Raw genomic sequence first — 9,839 nt, 5'->3', positions numbered from 1 at the left:
CGTCTTGTTCAGTTTTCAAAGGTCTTTGTCACTTGCTTCTCTCAAGTGACAACTATATTAGTATATCACAGTCGCTTTCGCTTGTCAACACTTTTTTGAAACTTTTTTAATCTTTTTTCATCAAGTGTGCCATCCGCAACATACCATAGTCCGTACGGGATTCGAACCCGTGTTACCGCCGTGAAAAGGCGGTGTCTTAACCCCTTGACCAACGGACCAGAGTTGTTTTCAACTCTTACTATTATACTGGCTTTTCAAACTTTGTCAACACTTTTTTTAAACTTTTTTTATTAATTTTACAACAGCTTCCGTTCGAGCTGTATGCGGGAACATATCGACCGACTGGATATAATGGAGATCATAGACTTCTACTAAACGTACTAAATCACGAGCCAAGGTCGAAACATTGCAAGAAATATAGACCATTTTTTCTGGTACATAGGTAAGAATAGTATCTAATAACTTATCATCCAGACCTGTACGTGGTGGATCCACAATCAGAGCATCTGCTCGGTAGCCTTCCTTATACCAGCGAGGAATAATCTCTTCTGCCGTTCCAGCTTCATAATGAGTATTGTCAAATCCCATTCTTTTAGCATTTCGCTTGGCATCTTCAATAGCTTCTGGAATAATATCCATACCTCTGAGTGTTTTTACTTTCTTTGCAAAGGCAAAACCAATTGTTCCAACTCCACAATATGCGTCAATCAAATGGTCTTCTTTACTAACATCCAGCGCTTTTACTGCCTCGCTATAAAGGACTTCTGTTTGTTCAGGATTCAGTTGATAGAAAGCTCGAGGAGATAGTGAAAATTCATAATCGAGTACACCTTCTTGAATACTCTCTTCTCCCCAGATAATCTCTGTCTTTTCACCATAAATTTCACTGGTTTTAGCTGTATTTGTATTCACAGCCACTGTCACAACTTCTGGAAAATCTTTAACTAAGTCTTTTACTAGTTGGGTTAAATTAAGCTGACGGTTTGTAACAATAATAATCTGAACCTGTCCAGTCTTTCTTGCTCGTCGGACCATTATCGTTCTAACACCTAGAACTTTTCTCTCATCCGTGATTGGAATCTGGTGATAAGTAAGTAATTCTGCTAGACGATTAGCAATCACTTGGGTTTCCTTGTCTTGTACCAGGCAGTCTTTCAACTCTACTAAATAGTGAGAGTTTTGTGCATACAGACCTGCCTTGACCTGATTTTTAAATTTTCGAGTCTGAAATTGTAACTTAGCACGATAGTACTTGGGTTCCTGCATTCCAATCGTCGGGCGGATTTCATAGTTTTCATATCCTGCAGGGGCAAATTTTTTTAGCGCTTGGTGAAGTAAGTCCGTCTTGAACTCCAGCTGCTTATCATAATGCAGGTGCATGATTTGGCAGCCTCCGCATTCATTGTAAATAGTACAAGCAGGCACAACACGGAATTTAGACTTCTTGTTGACCTTCAGTAGTTTTGCCTCTACAAAGTTACGTTTAATAGAAGTAATCTGACAATAGATATCTTCACCTTTGAGAGCACCAGGCACAAAGACTAAGGTTTTTTGATAAAAGCCGATTCCCTCACCATTAATTCCCATGCGCTTGATTTTTAATGGTATTTTTTGTTTCACTTTCAGATTCATACCCCTATCTTATCACATTTTGAGTTATTCCGCTACCGCTTGATTTTTATATTTCATTAGTAAGTAAAGGCCTTGATATTCCTGATTTTCTTTAAAATCATATTTCCTTATATTTTCTTTAAATTCTTTAAAAGTTCCTAAAAATGTTCACAAAAAAAGCCCCACAAAGGAGCCACTATACTATATGATGAGTTCAGCAGGCAAGAAACTAGCACGGTCAAACGTGCTTTTTTGTTTCTATTTAACAGGAAGCTATTGCACATCTTTTAATATTTGTTTTATTAGTTTGCATGAAGTATTCTAAATACTCTTCATCTTCTAATCTAAAATCTAACAATAGCATAAATTTAATTTCGTATCTGTTCTCTTATATTGGAACTCTATATGTACCTGTTCTTTAATCTTCAAAGTTTAGCTTATATTCTTTTTTGATTGTAAGTTTAGTATTTTAAAACTGTGTTTTTCCTTCTTCTTTAATAATTAATCAAATATAGTAAAAACTTATCCTAGCGCTAACATAAAGTTGTTATTATAAATCTCTTTTTATTTTAAAATCATTGTAACAATCAGATTTAAGCAAAAACACTTAGAACAATCTAAGTGTTTTCATTTTAGATAGACTTATCAACAAGAGTATTACTGATTTGATTTTTTGGTTTAGTGTCTATCTCTTTATATACTTCCAAAAAATTTTTACCAACATTACTTTGAGAAAGTTTCTGATATATTTTTTTATCTAGGAATCCATGTTGTTCTTTTGAAAAATTTGCTACATACATTATATATCACCCTTTCTAATTTTATAATCAATATTATTTTCAATATTAAAGTAGTGTTTTCTTTCAATCCAGATAGGACCTTCACCTTTAGAAATAGCTAAAACATCCACTGGTCCTCCAACTGTTTCAAGTGTATTCACAATCTTTCTCTTAAAAGAAGTCAACTCAATGAATGTTTTTGCAGTAGAAGCCATCTCATCAATAGGTTGCATCCCAATCAACTCAAAAATTGGATTGATATAGTATTGTTGTTGGACTCTAGCGATAGTTTCAAACAACTCTTCCTGTGCATCCGATATATTATTACTTTCCAAAATTTCATTAATTTGTTGTCCTATAAATGCGTTTAACATTGGATCTATGCCATTCATTATAGTATCTACCATTTCAGATTGAGCAAAGGGAATAATATGACAAGCAACATTTTGGCTAATTTCTTTCTCGGTAATTACACGCCAGACAAGACGTTTAGCAAATATACCACTTAACTCTATTTGTCTAAGGGATGGAAAAATTTCTTCAACACCATACCCAGCAATTACCAATCCTGTCACAGAATTTCTATCAAAACCAACTAGCATTGCTTGGTATAATGTTTTAGTTAAAGAGTTTAGTTGCTCATCGGAGTATTCACTATTGTCGAAATACTCATCTAGTTGTTCCCGTATTAAATTAAGTTCGCCATCTAAATATTCAAATTCAGTTTCAGATATTGATTTTGAGATCTCATTTGAATATTCTTCTATAGTTTCCCATAAAATATTCTTAAAAATTTCTAGAGTTATTACTTCTCCCTGAGATGATCTATAGTCAGCTACTTCTTGGGTACTCTCGTGTATTATTTTTAAATAACTTTTAGTCTGTCTAGTTATATAATTAATCAAGGCATCATTATTTTGTATCGGCATAAATTGTAATAAAAAATCAACAAAATTTTCAATGTACCTTGCTGTGTCACCTAACACTTCATTACCAATCGACTTTTTATACTCACTTATGATTACTTCCCACGGTACTCCCATAAAGGAGGCATCTCCATAAATCATAATTCCAACCGAATGTACTCTAGATAAAGTAAATAATTTCCGAGCACTATTAAACACTTTGGAGTTAACCCCGTCAGATAAAGTCACCGCACTATCTGCAGCTAAAACAACTCCATTCTTATTTAGTATTCCAATTTCTGCAGTCAAAATTGAGCCTCCAATTATTTTACATAACTTAACAGTTAAAAATCATTAAATATTTTTCAATTTATACAACAATTCCCTTTAACTAATTATAATACAATTCATACTAAAAGTACATTCTTTTAACTATGCGAACACATCTCCAATTTCTAACAATATATCATAGCTTCAATTTAATCTAGAAAAATTATTTTCAGTTTAACCTCCTCATTTATTTCAATGACTTTTGAATGCATATGTTTAATTTCAAAAAACTAGCCTTCACCTTATAAATCAACAAGTTTTTACCCCCTTTTTGTCTGGAGGTCTCCGACTTGGAAAAAGTTCCCTTCACCGGTTCCCAAAGTATTCAAAAAAATTTTTTCAACGTGGGGGGAGTCAATATCCTTTCAGTTCTATAAATCTTTTAGCGATTACCTTTCTACGGCTATTTATATAACGAGTAGTTTTATTTAGTTTCTCTGCCACGTCTTCCCAAGTCGCACCAGCTTCTAAATATCTCATTTTAAAAATTACTAGATCACTTTCAATTAAGTTTTCCATCAAGGTATCTACAACTAGTTTGAAACCTTCTAAATATCTTAGTGTTTGGTCTTCTTCAATTCTAATGATTGTCGCTTCAGTAGGACTAGATACTGTCTTGCCTTTCCCACCAGTATAATCTTCAGTGCTATGTTTCTTATTATGTATCAGTTCCTGTCTTCTCAAATAAATTTTATTAGCAAGCGTTCTATATCGTCCTAACTCAATATCTATCCCGTCCAGGTCTCTGTTACTCAGTTCATACATAGTCAAGTACCTCCACTTCAATTTTAAAATTTTCTTATCTTGCATTCTGTCAAATTGACAAAAGCTTAAAAGCCTTTCAACACTCCACTTACCAGGTGTCATTGTTTTAAGTTTGACAACTCTTCAATATGACAATTTAAAGAAGTATACCTATAATTTAATCCCCAGTTTCTCTTATCTTACATTCTGTGAAACTCACTCCATTCTGTAACTTACTGATATATATGGCTTCCAAGCCTATACTCTATTTTAGTTTATGCTTTCTTCATTTTGTGAAACTAATTTACTGAAATTAAAAACAAGGCCATTTTTGATATAGCTATCAATTTCTTGATATTCAAATCAGCCTTGTTTCTAATGAATTACTCTTTACCTAAATACTCTTTAATCTCACGATATTCCTTAGAAAAATTCATATGCCCACTGACATCAGGATTTAAGAACGGAAGGATACTTGTTGGATTTACTTCTGTCCGATATACTGCAAGAGAATGCTCCTGAGTTATTTCTCCAACTACGCCTTTATGTATTTCTTCTACATCTTTCTTTAGTGCTTGAATTTCATCGAAGGCATCTAAAATTATCCTAAGTTTCTTCTGGTAACGTTTATAGATTTTCTTTTCTTCAGCTCTTCGCTTAGTCTCTTTAAAGATATATTCAAATATCGCTGCCTTTGCCTCCCAGAAATAAGTATCATATTCTTTCTCTAAAAGATTGATTGATTCACTCATTTTAGTAATTTGTTCTAAAGAAGTAGCATTATCCTCAAGAAAAGAATCAATATTATCAAATGAAATCTTCTTCTCTCCAGTAATTGTTTTTCTTTTTTCTTCCAACTTTGTTCTTGCTTTTGCAATCTTATCTTTTTTATCATCAAGATTTTCTAATGTTGATAATACTTCTCTAATATCCATCCCCTATCTCCTAATTCCATTTTATAAAGAAAGCGCAATCCGTTTCAATTTTCTTCACAACGAAACGAGTATAAAGCATTAAACTCATTCCATAAATAACGGATTCACTTACCCAACGTAAGCTATTTTTATTTCTTTCAAATAAAGTAGCGAAATTGTACAAATCCCCAACGAAAGCAACTTTATCGCCTTTTACTCCTAGTACTTCATCAGATACAACAATAACATCATCAACGTATAAGTTTTCTGAGTATTGTTCCTTCTTGTTAATTTTTAAAATATAATTTCCTTCGCTAGATTTCTCTTTATCTAAAAACTTAAATAGTGACTGACTTAATACAAGAGTATTATGACGTTCGGGATTCAAATCGTTTATTGTATCTTTCAATTCGTCAAAATTAGAAACATTTTTTTCAGGTGCTTCTTTTAGAATTTTTCCAATTTCAATATTACGAGTTTTACGACAAAGACGGGTAATTTTGTTACTTAAGAAGTCTGATATATTATATTCTCCATCATCAACTTGTTCAGACGATAAGGAAATACGGCCTGAAAATGTCTTGTGTTCAAACTTGGTTCTAATCTGTTTTTTTCTAAGTTCTACACTTTTACTATCTCTAAACTCTTCTGATTCAAGTTCTGATAGATGTTCATCATCAAAACCTACAGTTTCATATGTCCCACCAGTACCCGTATACTCAATCACATTAACAAGATCCACTAATTCTTTTCCTTCTTCAGGAACGTCATAGATACTTGTTATATCTTGTGATAATATTAAACCTGTTTTTGATTTTTCATCATCAATACTCATTCCTCTACTTCTTACATACTTTTCTACCAAACTAAATTTTTTAGCCATTTTATACTCCTTTATCTCTTTATTGCTCCTCGTTGTTTATAATTTTTTCTAAAGTTCTTAGCTCTTAGCTCTTAGCTTTTCTTTTAGAACTCTACGAGCTTTTAAAATCATTTTTTCTAACTGTTGATTTTGTATTTTCGTCAGCATATTTTTCTAGTATTTCATGGTTCCCACTTTCTAAACTGCTATCTTCATTTTTACATTTTGAAAATATTTTCTGTCTTTTTTCTGGATCAATAGAAAACTTACTAGCTACCACATACCCTAATGAAGTATCTACCGTCATCTTCTTCACCTCCTTTCTTCTCAAGCAAAAAGGGACATACCACTAGCATCATATGCTTACGGTATGCCCCTGAGTTGTTCTCAATAGACTTATTTTTTAGTTTCTTTTTTGACTAGGTGAGTAAATTTCCCATCTGAGTAGACTAAAGTTATCTCTCCAAATCTTGGAACTTTTTCTATCTCTATTATACCACATTTTTCGTATACAATAAAGCCTTTTTCTGTTGAAAATTTCATTTCATCCATATCTATTAACCTTTCTCTCCCCTCACTGTGTTAATCGTATATCGCTTATCTTTTATTGTGAAAGCCTTAAAAGTGTTCCCCTCTAAACCTTTCAAAATTCTACTTGAGTTTCTAGCATTGTAAACCGTTCGCAATTCACTGCTATCTAGATTCGTGTTGAAAATCGTAGTTTCTCGATTATTAATAATATCAAACAAGAAATCCTGTTCCCAGTCGCTCTTAGGAGTAATTGTTCCATTTTTTGCCCCCAAGTCATCGATAATTAGAAAATCAACATCAACTAACTTTTTGACTGCCTCATACTCTGTTAAGTTTGCATTTCTTCCATAAGCCCATCCTTCTTTTATCTGCTTGATAATCTCGGTTAAACTGACAAATAAGACACTCTTAGGATCGTTCTTCTCTCTGAAACTATCATTGATTTCTTTGGCCAGAGCAAGCGATAAATGACTTTTTCCTATTCCTGTGCTACCGCTGATTAAAGTATTTCCTGTCATACCTCCAAGGTACTTCTGGGCTTGCTCCTTTACAAACTCTAACATCTGACCTTCCTCTGTAGTCTTAACAAAGAAATTATCAAATGTCGCTCCCTTTAACTCTTTAGGAATTGTACTATCACGCATTAATACATCATAAGTTTTAAAATATTTTTGTCTATCATCAAACCTCTGTAATAGGTCTTTCTCTTTTTGTTTAATATCCCCCTTCACACACTCCGGGCAAAATGGTTGTATTTTTCTTTCTGAACTCCCTACTACAGGTATAGAAATTTCCCAGTAATTTACCTGATGAATATTACAAACTTTATCTGATATTTTTCTGTTATTGAACTCTTTAAATTGTTCCTTCATCCTTGCAACTCCTAAAATGGTAGATCTGGGAAGTTATCTTCTGACTTCCCTTTTATGGTTTTAGGCTTTTGATTCAAATAACCGTCAAACTTAGATCCGAAAAGTGTTTCAGGTCTCAGATATTTAGAAAATTCAGGACTATCCTTCCATTCTGCCGTTTTAATATCTATCACCTGTTTAAAATCTTCAAGTGTATAGCCTTCTTTGAATCGTGCTAGTAAAAGCCTTTTTGTCTTATCAACAAACTTATACCTCTTATTAGCTACTTGATTCAGATAAACAATAGGAATCCAAAGTTCTTTATATTTTGTTTTCTCTAAATCTTTTATACCTGTTTCTTCAAGCCAAGTAGGAAAAGTGAAGTCGGGATTTCCCGACAATATATTATCTAAATATAAATTATTACTCTTATTATTAACTCTATTCTCTTTCTCTATCTCTGTTGGACATGAGTTGGAAAAAGTCTCTTTACTTTGGACATTCTCCAATTTTGGTATATCTTGACTATTTTTTCTTTGGTCTCGCTTATATTTCGCCCAGTTTGTTTCACTCTCAACCATGGCTTTTGCTTGCGATAATGTAGCATGGCCATCATCATCGATCTGAATTAGTCCGCATTTTGTAAAATATGCAACTGTCATATTTATATCATCTTCAGAAACATCCAGCTTTAAAGCTAATTCCTGCACCAAACTATCAAAATATCCTTCATAGTACAAAATACAATCATCTTCTAAACTTTCCAACATAAGACGGATATAAATCACTGTCATAGTGTAGCCACCAGGCATATTTTTAAGTCGTTTAATAAAAAGATTATCAAAAAACTTCTTGTCAACTTTTAACCAAAAATATATTTTAGTCTTTGCCATCATCTACCCCCAGGAACTTCAAAATATCCGTAACTTTGTAATAGACTTTTCTAGTCTCTTCTAGTGGTGGTTGGTAACGTCTTAGTCCTGCACCTTCCCACTTTTGCAAGGTTTTGTATTTTATATCTAACTCGTCCATGGCTTCCTGTGCTGACATTAAACCAGTTAGTCGTGGTTTAGGTCTTTCTCGGACTGCTAGATAGTTTTCTACTACTGTGCTTATTCTATTGGTTAAATCGTGTTCGCTTTCTTTACTCAAACTAAACATATCCTTCCACCCCTTTCAGTGTTAAATTCATTCTATTCCTCTTTTTCTAGGCTGGTTTATGAAATATCATTTGCCCTTTTATTGCCCTATGTAAAATATCTTCCTGATCCTTTATGATCATCTCAATAGTTTTAAGGACCTTATATCTTATCTCTTTATCCGAAAGTTCATTATCTAATATTCCTAAAATTGTTGATAGATTTTTTATATTACCTATATACAAATTTATAAAATCCTCTTTAGTTAAACTGGGCTTTTCTAGCTTCTCTTTAAAATCAGTATATAAATTTACTTCACAAGTCATTTAATCGCTCCTTGTTTATTGATACCTGCAAGCTGGATATACCGCCCATAATCTGGGCTTAAACTCCCGCTAGGACTTTCTCCTAGTTTCCTGTTTTCTCGCTCCATTTGAGCGCTCTTTTTGCGGTCTCGATGGTTTAGGTAAATTAGAAAGCCAATCAAAATCACGGTAAAAATAAGCGCCTGTGTATTACTTAAATCTAGTTCATTCATGCTATGCCCTCGCTTTGTAATTCTTTATATATAACTGTTGGGCTTGATGTTCCATCTTTTGGAAAGCTTCAACTTCCTTGATAGATACTTTGTTATCTAAAAAATCAATAATAAACTGTAATAGATTTGGATTGTTAACCTTTAAATCTGCCATAAAATCATCAATTTCTACTTGAGTCATTTTCATTACATCTGGAATTTTCATCTGACTTGTACCCCAATTCTTCAAAATTCTCACAATTAAGGAGATAAACTGCAATCCCGTCCAACTCTCTATAGAGTTGTTCCATCTGGTCACGAATAACGGCCAAACCCTCTTTCATCTGTCCTGATAAGATAGCAGTATCTGCTCCGTTATTTTTCGCCATTATCAGCGAATTGCTCAACTGTCTTACTAATTCAATTCTGGGGAGCATATCTCCAAGTCTGCCACCTTGCTCTTGAATTTCCTTTATGTTTAATGCCATATTGTTTTCCTGTACCTTTTTTTCCTGTTTCCTATACGTAATTAGCACCACTCCAAACGCTGGGCGATTGCCCCAAGTTGGCGAACGCTTGTAGCGGTGTTTCGTGAGTAATTACCCATCTTTCAGCTAAACAAGGCCTTAGAATCACCCTGTCAGCGCTTGATTTCA

The 9,839-nt window shown here is 33.4% G+C and carries 15 protein-coding genes and 1 tRNA gene; all 16 read right to left on the bottom strand.

Features of this window, described 5'->3' with window-relative positions:
- Window positions 1-146: 146 nt before the first annotated feature.
- The 16 genes from QM408_RS05610 to QM408_RS05535 all read right to left on the bottom strand — a co-directional run bounded on the left by QM408_RS05610 (window position 147) and on the right by QM408_RS05535 (window position 9,671).
- Window positions 147-218, bottom strand: a tRNA-Glu gene (locus QM408_RS05610).
- A gap of 58 nt (window positions 219-276) precedes the next feature.
- Entirely contained in the window at window positions 277-1,632 is a 1,356-nt protein-coding gene (gene rlmD, locus QM408_RS05605) for a 23S rRNA (uracil(1939)-C(5))-methyltransferase RlmD (protein ID WP_023948262.1), read from the bottom strand.
- Window positions 1,633-2,243: 611 nt separating this feature from the next.
- The gene (locus tag QM408_RS05600) at window positions 2,244-2,411 is read right to left on the bottom strand and encodes a hypothetical protein (RefSeq protein WP_185760381.1); all 168 of its coding nucleotides are present in this window, start codon (window positions 2,409-2,411) and stop codon (window positions 2,244-2,246) included.
- Window positions 2,411-3,604, bottom strand: coding sequence for an Ntn hydrolase family protein (locus tag QM408_RS05595; RefSeq protein WP_125451444.1), 1,194 nt, complete (start codon window positions 3,602-3,604; stop codon window positions 2,411-2,413). Before QM408_RS05595 ends, QM408_RS05600 begins: the two co-directional genes overlap by 1 nt.
- Before the next feature lie 375 nt (window positions 3,605-3,979).
- A complete protein-coding gene (locus QM408_RS05590) occupies window positions 3,980-4,390 on the bottom strand; it encodes a DUF722 domain-containing protein (RefSeq protein ID WP_076984226.1) in 411 nt (136 codons plus the stop codon).
- A 362-nt stretch (window positions 4,391-4,752) separates the two neighbouring features.
- Window positions 4,753-5,304, bottom strand: a complete 552-nt coding sequence (locus tag QM408_RS05585) for a hypothetical protein (RefSeq protein ID WP_261029980.1) — start codon at window positions 5,302-5,304, stop codon at window positions 4,753-4,755.
- A gap of 10 nt (window positions 5,305-5,314) precedes the next feature.
- Window positions 5,315-6,181: a phage major capsid protein gene (locus QM408_RS05580; RefSeq protein WP_371483760.1), complete on the bottom strand. Its 867-nt coding sequence runs from the start codon at window positions 6,179-6,181 to the stop codon at window positions 5,315-5,317.
- A gap of 76 nt (window positions 6,182-6,257) precedes the next feature.
- Window positions 6,258-6,452: a hypothetical protein gene (locus QM408_RS05575; protein ID WP_045605734.1), complete on the bottom strand. Its 195-nt coding sequence runs from the start codon at window positions 6,450-6,452 to the stop codon at window positions 6,258-6,260.
- A gap of 89 nt (window positions 6,453-6,541) precedes the next feature.
- A complete protein-coding gene (locus QM408_RS05570; protein WP_000344069.1) occupies window positions 6,542-6,697 on the bottom strand; it encodes a hypothetical protein in 156 nt (51 codons plus the stop codon).
- A 5-nt stretch (window positions 6,698-6,702) separates the two neighbouring features.
- A complete protein-coding gene (locus tag QM408_RS05565) occupies window positions 6,703-7,548 on the bottom strand; it encodes an ATP-binding protein (RefSeq protein ID WP_261029978.1) in 846 nt (281 codons plus the stop codon).
- A gap of 11 nt (window positions 7,549-7,559) precedes the next feature.
- Window positions 7,560-8,420 (bottom strand): conserved phage C-terminal domain-containing protein, encoded by an 861-nt coding sequence (locus tag QM408_RS05560; protein WP_261029977.1) that lies wholly within the window; start codon window positions 8,418-8,420, stop codon window positions 7,560-7,562.
- Window positions 8,407-8,688 (bottom strand): XRE family transcriptional regulator, encoded by a 282-nt coding sequence (locus tag QM408_RS05555; protein ID WP_261029976.1) that lies wholly within the window; start codon window positions 8,686-8,688, stop codon window positions 8,407-8,409. The genes QM408_RS05560 and QM408_RS05555 overlap by 14 nt, the downstream gene beginning before the upstream one ends.
- A 46-nt stretch (window positions 8,689-8,734) precedes the next feature.
- Window positions 8,735-8,992: a hypothetical protein gene (locus tag QM408_RS05550; RefSeq protein ID WP_261029975.1), complete on the bottom strand. Its 258-nt coding sequence runs from the start codon at window positions 8,990-8,992 to the stop codon at window positions 8,735-8,737.
- Window positions 8,989-9,204, bottom strand: coding sequence for a hypothetical protein (locus QM408_RS05545; RefSeq protein WP_125451452.1), 216 nt, complete (start codon window positions 9,202-9,204; stop codon window positions 8,989-8,991). Before QM408_RS05545 ends, QM408_RS05550 begins: the two co-directional genes overlap by 4 nt.
- A gap of 1 nt (window position 9,205) precedes the next feature.
- On the bottom strand, window positions 9,206-9,409 hold the full coding sequence (locus QM408_RS05540; protein ID WP_025170925.1) for a hypothetical protein: 204 nt from the start codon (window positions 9,407-9,409) through the stop codon (window positions 9,206-9,208).
- Window positions 9,366-9,671, bottom strand: coding sequence for a hypothetical protein (locus tag QM408_RS05535; RefSeq protein ID WP_261029974.1), 306 nt, complete (start codon window positions 9,669-9,671; stop codon window positions 9,366-9,368). Before QM408_RS05535 ends, QM408_RS05540 begins: the two co-directional genes overlap by 44 nt.
- Between the last annotated feature and the right edge of the window lie 168 nt (window positions 9,672-9,839).

It is taken from the genome of Streptococcus mitis (genome assembly GCF_047464965.1).
Lineage (GTDB): Bacteria > Bacillota > Bacilli > Lactobacillales > Streptococcaceae > Streptococcus > Streptococcus mitis_DU.
This window is presented reverse-complemented; position numbering and strand designations above follow the sequence as displayed.

Excerpts from the sequence above, each read along its gene's own strand:
- QM408_RS05560 (WP_261029977.1), bottom strand. The coding sequence starts at position 8,420 with ATGGCAAAGACTAAAATATATTTTTGGTTAAAAGTTGACAAGAAGTTT.
- QM408_RS05575 (WP_045605734.1), bottom strand. The coding sequence starts at position 6,452 with ATGACGGTAGATACTTCATTAGGGTATGTGGTAGCTAGTAAGTTTTCT.
- QM408_RS05585 (WP_261029980.1), bottom strand. The coding sequence starts at position 5,304 with ATGGATATTAGAGAAGTATTATCAACATTAGAAAATCTTGATGATAAA.
- QM408_RS05555 (WP_261029976.1), bottom strand. The coding sequence starts at position 8,688 with ATGTTTAGTTTGAGTAAAGAAAGCGAACACGATTTAACCAATAGAATA.
- QM408_RS05540 (WP_025170925.1), bottom strand. The coding sequence starts at position 9,409 with ATGAAAATTCCAGATGTAATGAAAATGACTCAAGTAGAAATTGATGAT.
- QM408_RS05545 (WP_125451452.1), bottom strand. The coding sequence starts at position 9,204 with ATGAATGAACTAGATTTAAGTAATACACAGGCGCTTATTTTTACCGTG.
- QM408_RS05600 (WP_185760381.1), bottom strand. The coding sequence starts at position 2,411 with ATGTATGTAGCAAATTTTTCAAAAGAACAACATGGATTCCTAGATAAA.
- QM408_RS05590 (WP_076984226.1), bottom strand. The coding sequence starts at position 4,390 with ATGTATGAACTGAGTAACAGAGACCTGGACGGGATAGATATTGAGTTA.
- rlmD (WP_023948262.1), bottom strand. The coding sequence starts at position 1,632 with ATGAATCTGAAAGTGAAACAAAAAATACCATTAAAAATCAAGCGCATG.
- QM408_RS05565 (WP_261029978.1), bottom strand. The coding sequence starts at position 7,548 with ATGAAGGAACAATTTAAAGAGTTCAATAACAGAAAAATATCAGATAAA.
- QM408_RS05550 (WP_261029975.1), bottom strand. The coding sequence starts at position 8,992 with ATGACTTGTGAAGTAAATTTATATACTGATTTTAAAGAGAAGCTAGAA.
- QM408_RS05570 (WP_000344069.1), bottom strand. The coding sequence starts at position 6,697 with ATGGATGAAATGAAATTTTCAACAGAAAAAGGCTTTATTGTATACGAA.
- QM408_RS05535 (WP_261029974.1), bottom strand. The coding sequence starts at position 9,671 with ATGGCATTAAACATAAAGGAAATTCAAGAGCAAGGTGGCAGACTTGGA.